General features: G+C 74.0%; 18 protein-coding genes and 1 pseudogene. 9 read left to right on the top strand and 10 right to left on the bottom strand.

Features of this window, described 5'->3' with window-relative positions:
- The first annotated feature begins 78 nt into the window (after positions 1-78).
- The gene (locus PUR56_RS33775; protein WP_329951737.1) at positions 79-918 is read left to right on the top strand and encodes a hypothetical protein; all 840 of its coding nucleotides are present in this window, start codon (positions 79-81) and stop codon (positions 916-918) included.
- Positions 919-1,007: 89 nt separating this feature from the next.
- On the opposite strand, the gene PUR56_RS33770 is transcribed toward PUR56_RS33775, so the two are convergent.
- The gene (locus tag PUR56_RS33770; protein ID WP_329951736.1) at positions 1,008-1,922 is read right to left on the bottom strand and encodes an MBL fold metallo-hydrolase; all 915 of its coding nucleotides are present in this window, start codon (positions 1,920-1,922) and stop codon (positions 1,008-1,010) included.
- A gap of 204 nt (positions 1,923-2,126) precedes the next feature.
- On the opposite strand from PUR56_RS33770, the pseudogene PUR56_RS43675 reads away from it, so the two are divergent.
- The 7 genes and pseudogenes from PUR56_RS43675 to PUR56_RS33740 form a co-directional block, all read left to right on the top strand.
- Positions 2,127-2,717: pseudogene (locus tag PUR56_RS43675) on the top strand (cupin domain-containing protein); the annotation flags it as partial.
- Complete coding sequence (locus tag PUR56_RS43670; protein WP_443034608.1) at positions 2,700-3,203, top strand: helix-turn-helix transcriptional regulator; 504 nt, start codon at positions 2,700-2,702, stop codon at positions 3,201-3,203. The pseudogene PUR56_RS43675 and the gene PUR56_RS43670, both read left to right, overlap by 18 nt.
- Positions 3,204-3,542: 339 nt before the next feature.
- Positions 3,543-4,637: a sugar ABC transporter substrate-binding protein gene (locus PUR56_RS33760; protein WP_329951734.1), complete on the top strand. Its 1,095-nt coding sequence runs from the start codon at positions 3,543-3,545 to the stop codon at positions 4,635-4,637.
- Between the two features lie 267 nt (positions 4,638-4,904).
- Positions 4,905-5,693 (top strand): ATP-binding cassette domain-containing protein, encoded by a 789-nt coding sequence (locus tag PUR56_RS33755; protein WP_329951733.1) that lies wholly within the window; start codon positions 4,905-4,907, stop codon positions 5,691-5,693.
- Complete coding sequence (locus PUR56_RS33750) at positions 5,690-6,964, top strand: sugar ABC transporter permease (protein WP_329875643.1); 1,275 nt, start codon at positions 5,690-5,692, stop codon at positions 6,962-6,964. Before PUR56_RS33755 ends, PUR56_RS33750 begins: the two co-directional genes overlap by 4 nt.
- Before the next feature lie 194 nt (positions 6,965-7,158).
- On the top strand, positions 7,159-7,395 hold the full coding sequence (locus tag PUR56_RS33745) for a hypothetical protein (protein ID WP_329875645.1): 237 nt from the start codon (positions 7,159-7,161) through the stop codon (positions 7,393-7,395).
- A 171-nt stretch (positions 7,396-7,566) separates the two neighbouring features.
- The gene (locus PUR56_RS33740) at positions 7,567-8,079 is read left to right on the top strand and encodes an isochorismatase family protein (protein ID WP_329951732.1); all 513 of its coding nucleotides are present in this window, start codon (positions 7,567-7,569) and stop codon (positions 8,077-8,079) included.
- Positions 8,080-8,087: 8 nt separating this feature from the next.
- Here PUR56_RS33740 and murQ read toward each other — a convergent pair whose 3' ends face one another.
- The 4 genes from murQ to PUR56_RS33720 form a co-directional block, all read right to left on the bottom strand.
- A complete protein-coding gene (gene murQ / locus PUR56_RS33735; RefSeq protein WP_443034605.1) occupies positions 8,088-9,080 on the bottom strand; it encodes an N-acetylmuramic acid 6-phosphate etherase in 993 nt (330 codons plus the stop codon).
- Between the two features lie 72 nt (positions 9,081-9,152).
- Positions 9,153-9,833: a DUF6445 family protein gene (locus PUR56_RS33730; protein WP_329951730.1), complete on the bottom strand. Its 681-nt coding sequence runs from the start codon at positions 9,831-9,833 to the stop codon at positions 9,153-9,155.
- A 100-nt stretch (positions 9,834-9,933) separates the two neighbouring features.
- Positions 9,934-10,935 (bottom strand): YdcF family protein, encoded by a 1,002-nt coding sequence (locus PUR56_RS33725; protein WP_329951729.1) that lies wholly within the window; start codon positions 10,933-10,935, stop codon positions 9,934-9,936.
- A gap of 86 nt (positions 10,936-11,021) precedes the next feature.
- Positions 11,022-12,278 carry an MFS transporter gene (locus tag PUR56_RS33720; protein ID WP_329951728.1) on the bottom strand — a complete coding sequence of 419 codons (1,257 nt, stop codon included), beginning with the start codon at positions 12,276-12,278 and terminating at the stop codon, positions 11,022-11,024.
- Positions 12,279-12,372: 94 nt separating this feature from the next.
- Between PUR56_RS33720 and PUR56_RS33715 the strand changes: the two genes are divergently transcribed.
- Entirely contained in the window at positions 12,373-12,993 is a 621-nt protein-coding gene (locus PUR56_RS33715; RefSeq protein ID WP_329951727.1) for a MarR family winged helix-turn-helix transcriptional regulator, read from the top strand.
- Positions 12,994-13,053: 60 nt separating this feature from the next.
- Here PUR56_RS33715 and PUR56_RS33710 read toward each other — a convergent pair whose 3' ends face one another.
- The 5 genes from PUR56_RS33710 to PUR56_RS33690 all read right to left on the bottom strand — a co-directional run bounded on the left by PUR56_RS33710 (position 13,054) and on the right by PUR56_RS33690 (position 19,588).
- Positions 13,054-14,637, bottom strand: a complete 1,584-nt coding sequence (locus tag PUR56_RS33710; RefSeq protein WP_329951726.1) for a lipase family alpha/beta hydrolase — start codon at positions 14,635-14,637, stop codon at positions 13,054-13,056.
- Between the two features lie 221 nt (positions 14,638-14,858).
- Positions 14,859-15,812, bottom strand: a complete 954-nt coding sequence (gene pip / locus PUR56_RS33705) for a prolyl aminopeptidase (protein ID WP_329951725.1) — start codon at positions 15,810-15,812, stop codon at positions 14,859-14,861.
- Positions 15,813-16,039: 227 nt separating this feature from the next.
- Complete coding sequence (locus PUR56_RS33700; protein ID WP_329951724.1) at positions 16,040-16,894, bottom strand: lysophospholipid acyltransferase family protein; 855 nt, start codon at positions 16,892-16,894, stop codon at positions 16,040-16,042.
- Positions 16,891-17,784 (bottom strand): GNAT family N-acetyltransferase, encoded by an 894-nt coding sequence (locus PUR56_RS33695; RefSeq protein WP_329951723.1) that lies wholly within the window; start codon positions 17,782-17,784, stop codon positions 16,891-16,893. The genes PUR56_RS33700 and PUR56_RS33695 overlap by 4 nt, the downstream gene beginning before the upstream one ends.
- Before the next feature lie 424 nt (positions 17,785-18,208).
- A complete protein-coding gene (locus PUR56_RS33690) occupies positions 18,209-19,588 on the bottom strand; it encodes a serine hydrolase domain-containing protein (RefSeq protein WP_329951722.1) in 1,380 nt (459 codons plus the stop codon).
- Between the last annotated feature and the right edge of the window lie 20 nt (positions 19,589-19,608).

Genomic DNA, 19,608 nt, shown 5'->3' with positions numbered 1-19,608 from the left:
GGTTCCTCCCGCACTCCGGTCGGGACACGCCTTGCCGCGCAGGGCGGGTGACGGCCCGCTCCGGTCTAGGCTCGTGCCATGGTTCGCCGCGACGAGCGCGCCGAGGGCGCTGGACCGTTCACGACCCGGGTCACCTGGCGCAAGGCCGAGGGCGGCCTGGCGGTCTGGGAATCCCGGCCGGCCCGCAAACGCGGTGTGTTCAGGACGCTGGCGGAGTCGGGAGCCGAGGGTGCGCCGCACCGTGCGGACGGCCGGGCGCTGCACCGCCTGCGCACACTCAACACCGTCGCCGCCGTCGCGTTCGTGATCGGTGGCGGGCTGTTCGCGCTCGGCGCCCTCCTCGCGGCGGTCACCGGCGTCGGCCCGACGGCGATCGCCTCGGTCTTCTTCGTGGGAGGCCTGTTCTTCAACACCGGCGGCTACGCCTCGCTGCTCCAGGCGGTCAATGCCCCGCGCCGCTCCGGTGGGAGGGATGCACCCGTCACCCGGGCCTGGCGCTGGTGGAGCTACGAACCTCAGCGGATCGACTGGCTCAGCACGTTCGTCCTGTTCGCCGGGACCCTGGTGTTCGGTGTGAACCTGCTGGACTCCTTCCTCCAGGACCTCTCGGTCCGGCAGGCGGACCGGCTGGTCTGGGCCCCGGACATGGTGGGGTGCGTGCTGTTCCTGATCTCGGGACACCTCGCGCTGGTCGAGGTCTGCCACGGCCGCTGGTGCGTGCACGCGCGCGGCATCGGGTGGTGGATCGTGCTGGTCAACCAGATCGGGTCCGTGCTCTTCCTGCTCTCGGCGGTGGCGGCGTTCACCCGTCCGGAGACCGGTAGCCCGGTCAACACCGACATCGCGAACTGGGGGACCTTCGCGGGTGCGCTGTGCTTCTCGGCCGGCGGAGTGGTGCAGTACTTCGAGCGGCCGTAGCCGTTCGGGGCGAGTGGCGGTTCCCGGACGGCGGTGCCGCGGGGGGAGACGCCGCTGCTGCTGCCGGAGCCCGGTTGATCCCGGACCGGTCAGGCGGCCCAACGGGAGACCGCGAATCCGCTTCCCGCACGCCGTACTTCGACGGCGCCCGCGCCCGCGAAGTGGGCGGGGACCACGAGTTCCCTCGTGTCGGCGGCGCGTTGCAGCACCCGCTGCCGGCTGGCGGCGGCCCGGGCCGGGTCCTCGCAGAAGCAGCTGTTGCAGGCCGGGTGGAGCAACTGCACCGGGCTGTGCAGCAGATCGCCGACGAACACCGCCCGCTCCCCGCGTGAGGCGAGCCGCAGCACCGACGAGCCGGGGGTGTGACCCGGCGCGGGCTCCAGGGTGAGTGCCTCGTCGAGCCGGTGACCGCCCTCCCAGAGCACGGCCTGCCCGGAGCGGACGACCGGCGCGATGCTGTCGGCGAACATCAGCCGCCGTTCCTCCCGCCAGACCCGGGCGTCGGCGTCCGCCGGGGCCGGTCCCGACTCCGGCCCGTCCGGATCGATCGCGGCGTGGTCCGCGGCCGGCAGGTAGTAGGTGGCGTTGGGGAAGGCGGGGACCCACTCGCCGTCCCGCGCGACGGTGTTCCAGCCGACGTGGTCGGCGTGCAGGTGGGTGTTGACCACCACGTCGACGTCCTCCGGACGGACCCCGGCCGCTTCCAGGCGGTCGAGGAAGTCGCTCCGCCGGTCGTGGAAGTGCGGGCTGTGCGGGCGCTGCCGACCGTCCCCGACGCTGGTGTCGACCAGGACGGTCCGACCGCCGTGGCGGACCACCCAGGTCTGGAGCGCCCCCCGGTAGTCGTCCCCGGCCCGGTCCCAGTGGTCGGGGGCCAGCCAGTCCGCGTTCCGCTCCCACTCCCCGGTCGGCAGACCGGGCACGATCCTCTGCGCCGGGACGAACGGCCCCTCCCACTCGACCACCCTGATGATCTCGGCGTCGCCGAGCACGATCCGCTCCATGGTTCCTCCCCGTGTCGTTGTGCACCCGTGTGGTTGTGCACCTGTTCAGCTGTACAGCTGTGCGGCTGGTTCGTGGGGCGCCACTTCCGTACGCCGCCGGTGTCGAGCCTAGGAGGCGCCGACTGAGCGCCTCAATGCTTCAGAGGATCAATCGGATACGTGATCGGCTCACGGGTGCGTGGCCGGCCACCGTAGGATGACCGGATGGACGTGGTGAGCGACGCGATCGCGGCCGTGCGCATCGGCCGGCCCTCCTCGGTCCGGCTGCGGGTCGGCGGGCCGTGGTCCACCCGGATCCCCCCGTACGACGGGGCCGGGTTCCACGTGGTGCTGGAGGGCGCTTGCTGGCTGCTGCCCGACGGTGGCGCGCCGGTGGCCCTGGGCGCCGGTGACGCGGTGCTGCTGCCGCACGGGACCGGCCACGTCCTCGCGAGCGCGCCGCTGGAGCCGGCCGAGGCGGCGCGGGCGGTACCGATCGACCGGCTGCTCGGCCCCGGACGGCCGGTGCCGCCGCTCGGCCCCGCCGCCTCGTACGAGTCCGCCCCCGGCTCCGGGACGGGGGCGGCGGTCGAGCTGCTCTGCGGCAAGTACCGCCTGGAGCACAGCCGGACGCACCCGCTGATGCTGGAACTCCCGGACGTGGTCCACCTGGCGAACCGGGTCGGCGGCCACCCGCAACTGCGCTCGGCCGTGGACCTGTTGGGGGGAGAGCTGGCCGCCGACGAGGCCGGTGCGGCGCTGGCCGTGCCGAGCCTGATCGACCTGCTGCTGGTCTACATGGTGCGCGCCTGGCTGGCCGGGCCGCCCGGCGCCGGTCCGGGCGGTGCGGGCGGTGCGGGTGGTGCGGCCGACGGGGGCGGAGCCGGGGCGCCGGACGGTCCGGCCGCCACCGGAGGGCCGGGGCCGTCGGGGGCGCGGGGCGGTGGCTGGTCCGCCGCGCTGGGTGACCCGGTCGTCGCCGCCGCGTTGCGGGCCCTGCACGAGGACCCTGCGCGGGGCTGGAGCACCGAGGACCTCGCCGCCCACGCCGGGGTCTCCCGGGCCACCCTCACCCGGCGGTTCACCGGGCTGGTCGGCCGTCCGCCGATGGCCTACCTCACCTGGTGGCGGATGACGCGCGCGGCGGCGCTGCTCCAGCAGACCGCCGAGCCGCTGGACGTCATCGCCCGCCGGGTCGGATACGCGACCCCGTACGCGCTCTCGCACGCCTTCAACCGGCTCTTCGGGACGACGCCCGGCCGCTACCGGGCTCGCACGTCGCCCCTTCTCTCTGACGGTTGATCAAACTCTTGAACGCTTGAGTAGACCTGCCCTGTTCCTGTCAAGAGGGCCTCGGATGGTCGCTCGGGCTCGGTCCGTGCGCGCTCCGCTCGGCTTTCCCTCAGGTCCGTACCAGGTGGGGCCCATTTTCTGGAGGGATTCGTCCGTTCTGTCATGTCCTGTCATAGCTCGACTCGGAGGAATCTCCAGGTTTCAATCCCGAGTGGGCGTTCATGAAGATAACGAAAGAGTCGGGATTGAGGAGAGCTTGAATTTACTTATTGACGCCAGCTGACGGGGCCGGGTTAACTCCTCCCACCTCGCCGCAGCGCTGCGGCACCTGTCACGGAGGCACCCCCCATGAACGCAACGATGCGTCGCGTCCTCGTCGGCACCGCCGCGGTCTCACTGGCCCTGTCCATGGCCGCCTGCGGCAAGGCCGGTGGCGACAAGAAGGACAGCGCGAGCTCCGGGGACACCAAGTCCATCGGCCTGCTCCTGCCGGAGAACGCATCCTCCACCCGCTACGAGTCCTTCGACCGCCCGTTCATCGAGGCCAAGGTCACCGCGCTCTGCCCGGACTGCAAGGTCCGCTACAGCAACGCCGAGGGCAGCGCCGCGAAGCAGAAGCAGCAGTTCGACACCCTGATCGCGGAGGGCGTGAAGGTGATCGTCCTCGACGCCTTCGACGCCAAGTCCACCCAGTCGTGGGTCAAGGAGGCGGCCGGAAAGGGCGTCAAGGTCGTGGCCTACGACCGGCTGGCCACCGGCCCGGTCGCGGCCTACGTCTCCTTCGACAACGAGAAGGTCGGTGAGCTCCAGGGCCAGGCCCTGCTGGACGCCCTCGGCGCCAGGGCCGCCGACGCCAACATCGTGATGATCAACGGTGACGAGGCCGACCCGAACGCCGCCCTCTTCAAGTCCGGTGCCCACAAGGTGCTCGACGGCAAGATCAAGAAGGTGGTCTACGAGCAGTCCGGCGAGTGGAAGCCCACCGTCGCGGGCCAGAAGACCGGCGCCGCCATCACCCAGCTCGGCAAGGACGGCTTCCAGGCCGTCTACTCCGCCAACGACGGCATGGCCGGCGCCATCATCACCCAGCTCAAGGCGGCCGGCATCACCGTCCCGGTCGGCGGTCAGGACGCCGGCCTCGACGCCGTCCAGCGGATCGTCGCCGGTGACCAGGCCTACACCATCTACAAGGCCTACAAGCCGCTCGCCGACAACGCCGCCGAACTGGCCGTCAGCCTGCTGCAGGGCAAGGACGTCAAGGCCGTCGCCTCCACCACGGTGGACAGCGAGACCGACAAGGGCATCCCGGCCAAGCTGCTGCAGCCCAAGATCGTCACCAAGGCGAACATCAAGGACACCGTGATCGCCGACGGCCTCTACAAGCCCGCCGACATCTGCACCGCGGACTACGCCGCCGGCTGCACCGCCGCCGGCATCAACTAGCAGTTCCCGCAGGCCCGTCCGACCGGCTCCGGCGAACCGCCACGGCGCTCCCCGGCCCACCGGGGAGCGCCGGCCCGAGGCCCGGCCGCTCGCCCGCCGACCGGCACCCCCGACCGCGCGAGCACCCCGGCGAGCACCGCCGCGTCGCGGGCACCGCCGGGTCGGACGCCCCGTCGCGACACGACCACGTCGCGAGCACCACCCCCTCGCGGGTCCCACAGCCCCGCGAGCGCCCACCCACCCCCGCCACGCACACCCACGCAGGAGATGGTTCACGTGACAGGCGCACCCGTACTGGCGCTGCGCGCGGTCTCCAAGCGCTTCGGCGCCGTCCAGGCCCTCACCGACGTCGACCTCGACGTCCACGCCGGCGAGGTCCTCGCCCTGGTCGGCGACAACGGCGCCGGCAAGTCCACCCTGGTCAAGACGATCGCCGGCGTCCACCCCATCGACGAGGGCACCATCACCTGGGACGGGCGCCCGGTCCGGATCGCCCGGCCCCAGGACGCCCAGACGCTCGGCATCGCCACCGTCTACCAGGACCTCGCGCTCTGCGACAACCTCGACGTCGTCGCCAACCTGTTCCTCGGCCGCGAACTGCGCCGCCGCGGCGCGCTGGACGAGGTCGCCATGGAGCGCCGGGCCAAGGAACTGCTGGACACCCTGTCGATCCGCATCCCCAGCGTGCGGATCCCGATCGCCGCGCTCTCCGGCGGACAGCGCCAGGTCGTCGCCATCGCCCGCGCCCTGGTCGGAGACCCGCGGATCGTCATCCTCGACGAGCCCACCGCCGCGCTCGGCGTCGAACAGACCGCGCAGGTCCTCGACCTGGTCGAGCGGCTCCGCCAGCGCGGCCTCGGCGTCATCCTCATCAGCCACAACATGGCGGACGTCCGCGCGGTCGCCGACACCGTCGCCGTCCTGCGGCTCGGCCGCACCAACGGCGTCTTCCCGGTCGCCGGCACCACGCCCGAGGAGATCATCTCCGCCATCACCGGCGCCACCGACAACGCCGTCACCCGGCGCCAGGCACGTATCGCGGAGGAAGCGAAGTGACCACCAGCCAGACCACCCCCACCGCCGGGCCCACCGACGGGAGTGCGACCGCGACGGACCCGCGCCTGCTGGTCCGCCAGGGCGGCTTCGCCGGGTACGCCGAGGAGTTCCGCCGCAAGATCCGCAGCGGTGACCTCGGCTCGCTGCCGGTCGTGATCGGCCTCATCCTGATCGCGGTCATCTTCCAGAGCGTCACCGGCCACTTCCTCCAAGCGGACAACCTGACCAACATCACCAAGTGGATCGCCGGCTACGGCCTGATCTCGGTCGGGGTCGTCTTCGTCCTGCTGCTCGGGGAGATCGACCTCTCGCTCGGCTCGGTCGCCGGCGTCTGCGCCGCCGTCACCTCCGTCCTCGCCGTGCGGCAGGGCGTGAACGAGTGGCTGGCGATCGTGATCGCCCTGCTCACGGCCGCCGCGATGGGAGCCCTGCACGGCTTCTTCTTCGCCAAGATCGGCGTGCCCGCCTTCGTCGTCACCCTGGCCGGCATGCTCGCCTGGAGCGGCCTCCAGGACTACGTGCTCGGCCGGCTCGGCACCGTCAACAACATCAACGACGGCGTCGTCGCCCACCTCGACAACTACTTCCTCGGCGACGGCGACATCTCCTTCGCCTGGCTGCTCGCCGTCCTCGCCATCGGCGGCTTCCTCGCGGCACAGCTCCTCACCGCCCGGCGCCGCACCGCGGCCGGCCTGCCGGCCAGGCCGCCGGGCGACATCGCGCTGCGCACCGGCGGCCTGGCCCTCGTCGCCCTGGTCGGCGCCTACACGCTCAACCAGGACAGCGGCCTGCCGCTGCCGCTGGTCGTGCTGGTCGGCGTGGTCGTCCTCACCGACTTCGTGCTCCGGCGCACCTCCTACGGACGCCAGATCTTCGCGGTCGGCGGCGGCATCGAGGCCGCCCGCCGGGCCGGCATCAACGTCGCCTGGATCCGGATCTCGGTGTTCATGATCTCCGCCGCGCTGGCCGGTCTCGGCGGGCTCTTCATCGCCTCCCAGCAGGGCTCGGCCGACAAGCTCCTCGGCGGGGGCAACGTGCTGATGAGCGCCATCGCCGCCGCCGTCATCGGCGGGACCAGCCTCTTCGGCGGGCGCGGCAGCACCTGGTCCGCCCTGCTCGGCATGCTGGTGATCCAGTCGATCACCACCGGGCTGGACATGGTGCACGCGGCCCAGGCCATCCAGTACATGATCACCGGCGCGGTGCTGCTCGCCGCGGTGGTGCTCGACTCGGTCTCCCGGCGCACGCAGAAGTCCGCCGGCCGGGGCTGAGACGGGGCCGGCGCCCCCGGCGAACGGCCCTCCCGAACGGCCCGGTCCCCACCCCCACGGGGACCGGGCCTCCGCCGTGCGCGGGACGTTGGTCCCTCCCGTCCGTCCGCCCGGGCCCGCACCCTGGAATGCGGGCCCGCCGGTCCGCGGAGACCGGCGGCGCGAGCCGAGTATGTGAGGAAGTACCGCCGTCCATGTCCGCCGAGACGATCGTGCACCGTTTGGTCGACGCCTTCTTCACCCACTGCCACGAGTGCGGCGAACCCCGTGACTCCGACTGCCACCCGCGCTCCCACTGGCGCCTCTACCTGGACCTCGACGCGGAGACCGTCCGGCGGATCCGCACGTGGGCGCTCGATCCGGCCCAGCCGGTCGGCACCGACGCCGAGCGAGCCGTGCTGCTGCACTGGCTCGAAACGCAGGAGGCCTGAGGCACGCCGCGCGCCGGTCGCTCGGCCCCCGGGCTGCGACGCGGCACTCCCGCTCCGGCCCCGTGCCCCCGTGCCCTCTCGTCCCCGCCGGACGCGGGGCCGAGCGGGTGGAGCGGGCGGAGACCGGTGCGGCGGGTGGGGCGCGACGCCGTTCCGCTAGCGTGAGCGACCATGCAGACCCTTGATCCCGCCCGCACCGCCCTCGTCCTGGTCGATCTGATGCCCCGGATCGCCGCTCTGCCGCTGGCCCCGCGCACGGGTGCCGAGGTGGTGGCCGCCTCGCTGGACCTCGCGGAGGCGTTCCGCGCCGCGGGCGCGCCGGTGATCGCGATCCGCGTCGAGCGGCCGGGCGCGGTCGAGCAGCCGCCGGGGAGCGAGCTGGTGGCCGAGGTGGCGGAGGCCGCCGACGAGGTCGTGGTCAAACGCACGATCGGCGGCTTCCACGGCACCGGGCTGGACGAGCTGCTCCGGGCGCGCGGGGCGGAGACCCTGGTGTTCGGTGGCATCGCCACCAACCTCGGTGTCGAGTCCACCGCCCGCGCCGCCTCCGACCACGGCTACGCGCTGCTGTTCGTCGAGGAGGCGCTGGCCGCCCTGACCGAGGAGGAGCACCGGGCGGCGGTCGGCCTGAACCTGCCCCGCTTCGGCGAGGTGGTCGGGCGGTCGGCCGTCCGCCTGGGCTGACCTCCGGCCTACTCCTGCGCCGTCCTCACCGGCCGCCGGGCCAGCTCCAGGGCGTCGCGCAGGCGCCCGCCGGAGGCGGCCAGCAACTGCGCGGCGGCCGGTGCGTCGACCCCGGCGAGGACGACCAGGACGGCGTCCTTGGCCTCGCCACCGGTCGCGGCCAGTGCGCGCCGCGCGGTCGCCTCGTCCGCTCCGGTGATCTCGGTGACGATCCGGCGGGCCCGGTCACGCAGTTTGGCGTTGCCGGTCCGTACGTCGACCATCAGGTTCCCGTACGTCTTGCCGAGCCGGACCATCACCGCCGTGGAGATCAGGTTCAGCACCAGCTTCTGCGCCGTCCCCGCCTTGAGCCGGGTGGAACCGGCCACCACCTCGGGCCCCACGACCACCTCGATGCCCAGCTCGGCCGCGGCCACCAGGGGTGAGCCCGCCGTGCAGGACAGCCCCACGGACAGGGCCCCGGCCGTGCGCGCGTGCCGGACGGCCGCCACCGTGTACGGCGTGCGGCCCGAGGCCGACAGCCCGATCACGGTGTCGTCGGGCGTCGGCGCCAGCGCGTCCAGGTCGGCGACGGCCCGCTCCGGGCGGTCCTCCGCCCCCTCCACGGCGTGCAGCAGCGCCTGCGGTCCGCCCGCGATCAGCCCGACCACCCGGCCCGGCCCGGTGTTGAACGTCGGCGGGCACTCGCTCGCGTCGAGGACGCCGAGCCGCCCGGCCGTCCCGGCGCCGGCGTAGACCAGCCGCCCGCCCCGGCCCATCCGGGCGGCGACCGCGTCCACCACGGCGGCGATCTGCGGCAGCGCGCCGGTCACCGCGGTGGCGACGGTCCGGTCCTCGGCGTTCATCAGCCGCAGCAGGTCGAGCGTCGCCAGCCGGTCGATCCCGCCCCACTCCGGCCGCACCGTTTCCGTCACCGGTCGCGGCAGCGGCGGGGGAGGAGGCGGGGGCGGTGCGGCCGATGAGGTCGCGGCGGCGGGGTCGGACGGGTGCGCACTCTCCATACGCCCCACCTCCCCCCGCCGGACCGCGGCCAACCCGGCGCGGGCGGGTGGGCGGGCGGTGACGCCCGGCGGTCAGGCCATCCAGAAGAAGACCGCCGTCATGCGCCGGTCCTCCGGGGTGAGGCCGTAGTAGCCGGTGGCGCTGTGGATGAGGTTGGCGTGGTACAGCAGGAGCCGGTTGTAGCGGTTGGGCACGCGCACGTCCTCGACGAACGCGTCGGACGGGACGCGCCGGGTGCCGAGGGCCTCGACGAGGTTGTGGTGCGGCGCGGTGACGAGGTTGCCGCCGAGCCGCCCTCCCGGGAACTGCTGGCGGTAGAAGCCGGTGCCGGCGTCCGCGGGGGCGCCGGGGCTGAGGTAGAGCACGGCCGCGAAGCTGCAGAGCGCGCGGGAGTCGGTGTGGGGGCGCGGCTGCGACTCCCCGGCGCCGACCACCTGGACGCAGTTGTGGTTGAGGGTGCCGCCGGCGGGGGTGCTCCGGACCCAGAGCCGCCGGGCGCCGGTGGCCCTGCGGACCAGGGTCTCGACCCGGGCGAGTTCGTCGGGTTCGAGCCCGGGCATGGTCCGCAGCCCGGGCCAGGTCTCCGGCCGGTAGGGGTGGCCCTCGGTCCAGTCGCCGCGGTCGAGGCAGCGCCGCCGGACGGCGTCGGGGTCGGGCAGGACGTCGTCGATCACCCAGTAGTCGCGTCCGGGCGTGGGTTTGCGGTACGGGAGGACCGGCAGGGCGGTCCTCCCGGCGGGCAGTGGAGGCATGCGCCGACCATAGGATTCGGGGCCCCCAACGTTCTGCCGTGAGCAGGTCAACCTTTCGTCAAAGGCGTCGGGGGCGGGTCCGGACGGGCGGCGCGGCCCGTCAGTAGGTGGCGGCGAGCAGTCCGCAGACCGCCAGGAAGCCGCAGATCCCGAAGTTGACCAGCTTGTGGGCGAGGAACACCGCCGCGAACTCGCGTATGGTCGCGCTCGGCCAGTAGTACGCGGCCGTCGGCGAGCCGAAGACCTGCCCGTTGACGCCGGTCTTGCGGGCCATGAGCGCGGCGCGGAACGCGTGGAAGTTGTTGGTGACGATGACGCAGCGGTAGTCGGGCCGGGCCTGCTCCATGATCACCTTGCTGAAGACCAGGTTCTCCTCGGTGGTGCGCGAGCGGTCCTCCTGCTCCAGGTGCTCCGGGGGGAAGCCGCGCTCGACGAGGTAGCCGGCCATCGCGTGGGACTCCGCCACCTTCTCGTCCGACCCCTTCCCGCCCGAGGCGATCAGGATCGGCGGGTTGCCGCGCGCGGCCTGCCGGTCGTAGACCTGGCGGCCCCGGTCGAGCCGGCTGGCGAGCAGCGGCGGCACCCGCTCCCCGCCGATCAGGCCGGAGCCGAGCACCACCACGAAGTCGACGTCGCGGCGCGGGCGGTGGCGTCCGTAGAGGAAGGCGTAGCCGACGAAGCAGACGAACAGGAAGGAGACGTAGCCGACCACCAGGACGGCCGTTCCGGCGACGATGCCGAGCCGGACCGAGTGGGTGGCCAGCGCCGCCACGAGCAGGCCGATCACCGAGAGGATGCCGAGTCCGGCGAGCAGCGAGAGCAGGTTGGCGAGCCGCCACCCCTCCTTGCGGACCATGGTGAGCCCGTTGGAGATCAGGAAGCCGATCAGGGCCAGGGTGCCGGTGGCCGGAATCAGGATGATCGCGACCGCCGCCAGCTCCGCCACCAGCGTCGGGGCCTTGCGCAGCTCGGCGATCAGGGCGAGCGCGAGGAAGGACATGGCGAGGCCGAGCAGGACGGCGTTGCTGAACTGGCGGCGGTCCCGCAGGACTCCGATCCCGCAGAGGAGGAAGAAGAAGGCCGCTGGGGTATAGGCGATCATGCTCGTATCGTAGGGGCCCGGCCGGGGTGGCCGGCGGGAGCCTCCGGATCGGCCGCCGCCGGCGTGCGCGCCGGCGGGCGGGGCGACTACGGGCGCGCCGGCTCCGGCCGTGCGGGCCGCTCCTGCTCCTCGTGCGAGGCCCCGTCATTCGGTCCGATTCGCCCGATCCGGCGCACGCCCGGTACCGCCGCGGTGCCCGCGCAGGCGAGCGCCACCAGGGCGGCGGTGACGAGCAGGGGCCCGGTGCTGCCCCAGGCGTCGGCGGCGAGCGGGGCCAGCGTGTAGCCGAGCGGTGCGGCGGCGAGGGAGAGCAGCCAGTCGTAGGAGGTGACCCTGGCCAGCACCTGGGCCGGGAACTCCTGCTGGACGACGGTCTGCCAGACCGGGTTGAGGAAGCCGAGCCCGGTCATGGCCAGCGCGTAGGCGGTCACCGTGACCGGTGCGGGCGCGCTCACGGCGAGGGCCGTCAGCGGCAGCGCGTACAGGGCCAGGCCCAGGTTGGCGACGAGGACGGGCTGTCGCGGCCGGACCCGCCCGGCGATCAGCGAACCGGCCAGCACCCCGAAGGCGGCGGCCTGGGTCATGGCGATCCACACGCCGTCACCGCCGAGCCGCTGGGCCGCGATGAGCGGGCCGAGGGTCAGCAGGACGGCGCTGGCGCCGTTCCAGACGCCGTGGCCGATCAGACTGGTCCAGTACCAGTCGCGTGCGCGCAGCTCGCTCCATCCCTCGGCCAGGTCCGCGCGCAGCGGGCGACGGCCGCCCGGGGTGTGGCGGACCCTCAGCCGCGACATCAGCGCGGCGCTGACCAGGAACGAGGCGCCGTCCAGGACGAACGCCCAGCCGGCGCCCGCCGTGAAGACCAGCAGGCCGGCCAGTGCGGGGCCGCCGAGCCGCGCGGCGTTGGTGGCGGAGGCGAGCAGGGCGTTGGCGCGCATCCGCAGCGGGCCCTCGACGGTGGCCGCGATCAGCGGCGAGGCGGTCGGCATGGCGAAGGCGGAGGCGATGCCGCCGACCGCCTCGGCGACGGCGATGTGCGCCAACCGGGGCTCGCCGCCGAGTAGTTCGAGGCCGACGAGGATCTGGGCGGCGGCCCGGACCAGGTCGGTGGTGAGCGCGATCAGGCGCGGATCGAAGCGGTCCCCGACGACGCCGCCGAGCGGGAGGAGGAACAGGCGCGGCACCATGGCGCAGCCCAGGACCAGGGCGAGCGCGGAGGACGAGCCGGTCGCCCGGGTGATCGCGATGGCGAGCGCGGCCGGGACGACGGCGTCGCCGAGGGTCGAGACCGCCCGGCCGAGGAAGAGCAGGCGGAAGTCGCGCAGTCGCAGAGGGTGGGTCACGGACGGGACTATATTTCGGTACCGAAATTTCGGCAACGAAATAATGTGGGTTCGACGTGACAGGCCGTGACGTGCCGCCGCCTAGACTCGTGCCATGACGCGCGCCCCCCGCCCCGACCGACCGGCCGACCGGCAGCCCCCGGACGAGGCCCGGGCGGAGGAGCTCCGCGACTGGACCGACGGCCACGTCGAACGCTGGCAGCCGGTCCTGCCGCACCTCGACCCGGACATCGAGGGCGCCGTCACCCGGATGAGCAAGCTCTCCCGCCACCTCGGCCGCGTGCGCGAACAGGGCGTGGCCGACTACGGCCTGCAGAAGCACGAGTTCGACACCCTGCACGAGCTGGCCGGGCGCGGCGGCCACGCCGCCCCGTCCGAGCTCCGGAACGACCTCAACCTGGCACCGGCCTCGGTGACCGGCCGGCTCGAAGGACTCGAACGGCGCGGGTTCGTCGTCCGCACCCCCTCCACCGAGGACCGGCGGCGGGTCGACGTCCGGCTCACCGAGACGGGCCGCGCGGCCTGGCGCGAGGCGCTGGACGTGGTCGGCCGCGAGGAACGGCGCCTGCTCGGCGTCCTCACGCCGGACGAACGGCGCCGGCTCTCCGACCTGCTGCGCCGCGTCCTGCTGGCCGCCGAGGCGCCCGCGCCGGACCGGCCGGGCAGGCCCGAACGGCCGGGGAGGTCTACGGCCGCAGGCGGGCACGGCCACTGACCGCCGCGGGCCCGGCCGGGGCCCGCGCGCCGCGGCCCCGGGCGGGTAGCGGCGGGGGTGTCAGTTCCAGCGGCCGACTATGAGGCGGACCCTGGCCCCCTCGCCGAGGATCGGGGCGGTGGTCGACGGCAGCCGGACCCGGGTGACCCAGGAGTCCGCCTGCGGGTCCTCGTCCGGCAGCGGCCGCTCGTCCTCCGGGTGGAGGTCCTTGATCGTGCCGGTGACCTCGGAGTTCCAGTGCGCCCAGGCTGCCGGGCGCGGCCCGGCGGCCTGTACGTCGACGATCAGGGTGTCCGCGAAGTCGGCGGTCTGCTCCAGGTGGTCGCCGAAGCCGAAGAACCCCTTGTGCTCGCGCAGCGAGAGCACCCGCAGGTCGAGCGCGTAGCGCAGCGGCGCCGTCCCCGGCCGCGGCAGGGCGGTGGAGAGGAACGCGGTCGCCAGGGGGACGGCGCCGTCCCCGTCGGCGCGGTCGCCGTCCGGGTCCCGCCCGCGCCGGCCGTTGCGCCGGGGGTCGGAGAGCTGGATCGGGCACCAGTGCGGTGCCACCCGCTCGTGCATCAGCACCGGCAGCCCGCGCACCTTGAGCTCCACCTCGGCCTGCCAGGTGACGTCGGGGTCGTCCTCCGGCAGCTCCAGGCCGACCAGGTCGGCGCGGACCCGCAGGTCGCCGAACAGGAACCGGCGCAGGTTCTGGTACCCCTCCTCGGAGTTGACCAGCCCGTACCGCCCGCTGTGGCTGCGGTGGGCGAAGGCGCGGTGGGCTCCGGTGACCTGGGCGTTCTCGATCTGCACCAGCCCGTCGCTGCGCGGGCCGACCGCCGCCGAGGAGACGCCGTGGGCCACGTCGTAGTCGGCGGAATCGGTGCCGACGAAGCAGAACACCCGGTTCAGCGGGAAGCTTCCGGCCGCGTCCTCGGCGGAGCCGGTGCCGTCGTCGTCCGGCATGTCGACGGCCCGCCAGCCCACGGGCGGCCCGGCCTCGTCCCGGCGGCCGGCCGGGGTCAGGTACCGGTACATCCGGGCGGGTCCGAACACGTCCGCGCCGTTGAAGTTGACCATGTCCCGCAGCGCCTCGGGGACGCCGAACCCGACGTCGAAGGTGATGCCGCCGTGCGGCGTCCCGTACGTGAAGAGCTTCGCGACGTAGTCGGCGGCCCGCCGCCCCGGGCGCCGTTCCGGGATGACCTTCTGCAGCAGGCAGCGGCAGATCAGCCCGCCCATCGAGTGGGCGACCAGGTGGACCTGGGACGCGCCCGTCCTGGCCTGGAGCTTCTCGATCAGGTCCAGCAGGTCGGCGGCGGCCGTCTCCAGGTCGAACCGCTGCGGCCCGGCTCCCCAGGCGCCGGCGCAGCGGTCGTAGAAGCGGTGGATCCAGATGCTGTCGGGGGGAATCTCGTCGTGGTTCTCCAGGTAGTTCTCCTGGCTGCCCTCGACGAGGATGTGGTAGCCCTCGTCGAGGTGCAGGCGCAGTAACGGACTTTCGAACTGGTAGAAGACGGGGTCGTCCTCACGCCCGACGCGGATGTGCGTCGAGCCCTCGTTGAATCCGTAGAACGGATCCGTCACGGCCTTCTCGATCCCGGGGGTGCCTCCGGCGTAGCCCCGGACATAGATGATCGGGAGTCTGGCGGACGGCGTACGCATGGCCGGCCTGCCCTCTCCGCGGCCGGCACCGGCCGGCACCGGTCGACCCGTTGGCGTGGGAGCTTCTCCCCTCCAGTGTCGGAGTCCGGAGCCGACCTGTCACCCCCCGAGTGCGGACCGTTGATGGCCCGTCACCATCCGTGCCGGACCGTTCCGGCGTGCGGGCGTGCGGGCGGTGGGTGTCCGGTGCGCCCGGCGCGTCACCGGGGGTGCCGGGACGGCTACAGGAAGCGCTCCAGGGCGTCGAGGACGGCCCGGCGCATCACCGGGGTGCCGGTGTGCCCCGCCTCGTCGATGACGGTCAGCGTGGCGTCCGGCCAGGCCTTGGCGAGCGACCAGGGGGTGTCCAGCGGGCAGCCGAGATCCAGCTTCCCGTGGATGAGGGCGCCGGGGATGCCGGCCAACAGGTGCGCGTCGCGCAGGAGTTGGCCGTCCTCCAGGAAGCCCTGGTGGGAGAAGTAGTGTGCGGTGATCCGGGTGAAGGCCATCAGGGCGTCGGTCGGGCGGTCGGAGTACGCGTTCGGGGTGCCCAGCGACTCGTGGGAGATCACCGCGTCCTCCCAGGTCGCCCAGTCGTTCGCGGCCTTGCGCCGGACGGCCTCGTCCGGGCTGTTCAGCAGCCGGCTGTAGGCGGACACCAGGTCGCCGCCGCGGTCCTCGGGCGGCAGCGCGTCGCGGAACGCCTCCCACGGGCCGGGGAACAGCCGGCCGACGCCCCGGTAGAGCCAGTCGATCTCCTCGGGCCGGGTCATGGTGACGGCGCTGATCACGATCTCGGACACCCGCTCGGGGTGGGCCTGGGCGTACGCGAGGATCAGCGTGGATCCCCAGGAGCCGCCGTACAGCAGCCACTTCTCGACGCCCAGGTGCTCGCGGAGCCGTTCCATGTCGGCGATCAGGTGCGCGGTGGTGTTGTGTTCCAGGGTGGTGGCCGGGTCGGCGGCGTGCGGCTCGCTCCGGCCGCAGCCGCGCTGGCTGAAGAGGATCAGGTGGTACCGCTCGGGGTCGAAGAACCGCCGGTTGCCGGCGTTGAGCCCGGAGCCCGGCCCGCCGTGCACCACCAGGGCGGGCTTGCCCGACGGGTTGCCGGATGCCTCCCAGTGGATCCGGTTGCCGTCGCCGACGTCGAGCAGCCCCTCCGCGTACGGTGTGCCGATCGGATGGAACTCGGACATGCGGCGGCCTCCTCGGGCAGGGGACGGGGTGCCCGTGAGGCTAGCGGCCGGGACGGCGGTAGTCGAACGGTTTTCGGCGGCCGACCGCCGGTGGCCGCCGCACGGGGGACGGGCGGGGACGGGCGGGAAGCGGTCGGGGCGGGCGGGGCGGTCGCCCTGCTGCCGTGGCGGACGTGAGCGGTCCGGCGGCCGGCCGGGACGACCGCCGCCAGGCCGCTCCGCCGCCCTCAGCGGACGCCCTCCACCGATGCCTGGGCGGCGTGGGCCAGTTCGCGGCGGGCCTGCCGGAGGCCGCCGCCGGGCTGCGGGGCCGGGGCCGGGATCGGCGGACGGAAGGTCAGCTCCGCCACCAGCCCCCGCACCGCGACCACCCGGGCGAGCGAGTTGAGCAGCCCGTCCTCCCCGACGAACGCCGGCGCGCTGGTCGCCCGCCCGTCGGCCAGCCGGTAGCGGATCGTCATCGGCTGGACCGGGGCGCCCGCCCGGACGGCGGCCTCGAAGAAGGCCGGGCGGAACCGGCCGCTCTCGCGCCCGCACCAGGTGGACCCCTCCGGGAAGACGACCATCGGGTGGCCGTCCCGCAGCAGGGCGGCCACCTCGGAGACCGTCCCGGGAAGGGTGCGGAGCCGGTCGCGGTCCAGGAAGACCGTGCCGCCCCAGGAGACCATCCGGCCGAGCACCGGCCAGTGGCGGACCTCGGTCTTGGCCAGCGAGCGGCCGGGCCGCACGGCGGCGATGAGCGGGATGTCCAGCCAGGACACGTGGTTGGCCACCAGGAGCACACCGGAGTGCTGCGGGTTCGGGCGGTCGTTCGGGCGGTCGTTCGGGCGGTCGTCCGGGGTGGGGGCGATCCGCACCGTCACCCCGAGCGAGCCGAGGAGTGTGCGGGCCCAGAACCGGGCCAGCAGGTCGCGCGGCCCCCGGGGCAGGGTGCTCGCCGGCCGGGTGAGCGCCAGTCCCGTTGCCAGGACCAGCAGGCAGGCCGTCAGCCGCAGCACCCGCCGGGGGAGGGCGACCGTCGGCGCCGGGTCGGTGAGGCAGGACTCGGGTGTGCAGGACGCCGTCGGCAGCCAGACGCTCATGAGACCGGTCCTGCCGCGGGTTCGGTGCCGCCCGCCAGGGAGGCCGCCGGTGCGGTGGCCGCCGTGCCGGCCGTCACCCCGCCCACGCCGGAGAGGAAGTGCCGCAGGTAGCGGGGGTCGGTCCGCTCCAGCGAGAGCAGCACGAACAGGTCGGCGGTGTCGAAGTCCCGGTCGTGGGCGGGCGCTCCGCAGACCCAGGCGCCCAGCCGCAGGTAGCCGCGGAGCAGGGCCGGCAGCGCCGCCCGCTCGGCGCGCGGTACGCCGGTGGCGTCCCAGAGCCGGTGCGGCGCCACCCGGTACTCCTCGGGGGCGAGGTGCTTGGCGCCGACGGTGTCCCAGACCCGGGCCGCGGTGGCTCCGCCGTCGTCCAGCGGGATCGAGCAGCAGCCGCCCACCCAGGTGTTGCCGGTGTCGGCCAGGTAGCGGGCGATGCCGCCCCACATCAGGTTGATGACGGCGCCGTTGCCCCGGTGCTCGGGGGCGATGCAGGAGCGGCCCAGCTCGACCAGGCCGTCGCGCAGCGGCGCCAGGTTGCGGAGGTCGAACTCGCCGTCCGAGTAGAGCCGGCCGGCCCGGCGGGCGGCCTCGGGGCGCAGCAGCCGGTAGGTGCCGACCACGGTGCCGTCCTCGCCCTCACGGACCAGCAGGTGGTCGCAGAACTCGTCGAACGGGTCGACGTCCAGCCCCGCGACCGGGCTGTGCAGGGTGGCGCCGAGCTCGGCGGCGAAGACGCGGTGACGCAGCCGCTGGGCGGCGCGGACGTCGTCCTCGTCCCGGGCGAGGGCGACCGTGTAGACGGCGGGCGACGGCACGGCCGGGCGCGGGGCGGGCACCGCGGTGGGGTGGACGGGGGTGACTGCGGGCGGAGCGTACGTGGGGACGATGGTCATGGCGGACCCTCCAGGGCAGCACGGACGACGGCAGCCACGGAACTCCGTGGCACCGGGCAGGCCCGCGTCCTCGGCGGGCGTGCTGACCGGCACCCGTATGTCTCTCCAAGTCGGCTGGCGTCCACGTTGCGGTTCGGCGGAGAGCAGATGTGCACCTGCTGAATGCGGTCACCCGTCGTGTGCGGGACACCTGTCGGGCACCAGGACGCCGTCCGCTGCTCGGCTCGACGGGGTGGCGGACGCGGGCCCGGCCGTGACGGGGCTCGCCCGGCGGCTCCTCGGCGGTCCGGGAGGTCCGGGAGGTCCGGTCGTCCACCGGGCCGGGGCGGCGCCGGAGACGGGCCCGCCGCCGTCCCCCCGGAAGGACTGCGGGGGGACGGCGGCGGGGAGCAGCGGGAGCGGGGGAGCGGAGGCCGGGGAGGGCCTAGAACGCCTGCCACCCCTGGGGGTCGAGGCCGCCGGGGATGACCTCGGCGGGGCCGTAGGGCTCGCGGGTGAGCACGAACGTGCCGATGTCGAGGTGGCTGACCGATCCGTCGCCCGCCCGGACCACCCGCAGGGTCTCGCCGGCGTAGTAGCCGTCGAGACCGGTCCAGGTGCCGTCCGCCTCGGCCCGGAAGCGGGAGCCGCGGCCGGTGAGGCCGAGCGACGAGAGCTCCAGCATCCGGTCGGCCCTGAGCCGCAGGGTGTGGGGCGCGGCGCCCCAGTACCAGGGGCCGGTGAGGGCGAGGAGCTCCTCGTCCACGTCGGGCAGCGGACGCCAGGGCTCGGGGAGCCGGGGCTCGTGCTGCGCGGTGAGGGCGATCAGCTCGGCGGCGACCAGCGGCGTACGGGAGCCGTTGGTGGCGTTGGAGAGGGCGATCGCGGCGAGGCCGTCGGTGTCGCTGATCCAGAGGCCCGCCGTGAAGCCCGGCATCGAGCCGGAGTGTCCGTAGAGCGAGCGGCCCTCGTGCTGGATCAGCTGGAGCCCGAACCCGTAACTCTCGCTCCACTCGCCGGCCTCGGGGCCGACGGCGGGTTCGCGCATCTCGGCGAGCGTGTCGGTGGAGAGGACCTTCTCGTGGCCGCCGGTCAGGAAGGCGGCCCAGCGGGCGAGGTCGGTGACGGTGGACCAGAGCTGGCCGGCCGGCGCCATCAGGCCGGTGTCGGTGAGCGGCTCGGGCAGCATGACGTCCGCCCAGGGGTGGACGGCGAAGCCCCCGGCGTGCGGGTGCTCGGGCAGCAGGGTCGTGCGGTCCATGCCGAGGGGCTGGAGGACCTCCCGGCGCAGCACCTCGGCCCAGGGCTCGCCGCGCACCTGCTCGACGAGGGCCCCGAGCAGGGCGTAGGTGGGATTGGAGTAGTGGTGCCGCCGGCCGGCCGGGTGGCGGCGCGGCCGCTCCTGCTCCAGGATGTCGGCGAGGCGGGGGCGGAGCGCGCCGTCTGTCCGCTCCCACCACGGCTCCGGGGTCTCGGAGGCGAGGCCGGCGGAGTGGGAGAGCAGTTGGGCGACGGTGGCGCCGTCGGCGGGCGTGCCGGGCAGGTGACGCTCGATCGGGTCGGCGAGGTCCAGCAGGCCCTCGTCGCGCAGGCGCAGGACCAGGACGGCGACGAAGGTCTTGGTGATCGAACCGATCCGGTACTGCACGTCGGCGGTGGGGGCGTGGCCGTCGATCATGCTGCGGGAGCCGCTCCACACCAACCGCTCGTCGCGGACCACGGCGGCGACCATGGAGGGCGTGCGGCCCTCGGCCTGGGCGACCGCGATCCGGTGCGTGAGCGCACGGCGGGTGGAGGGGAGCAGTTCGTCGGACAGGTCGGTCATCTGATCCTCTGATTGATATC

The sequence above is a fragment of the Streptomyces sp. BE303 genome (assembly GCF_036290945.1).
Lineage (GTDB): Bacteria > Actinomycetota > Actinomycetes > Streptomycetales > Streptomycetaceae > Kitasatospora.
The sequence above is the reverse complement of the archived record's forward strand: the minus strand, read 5'-3'. Positions and strand labels throughout refer to the sequence as shown.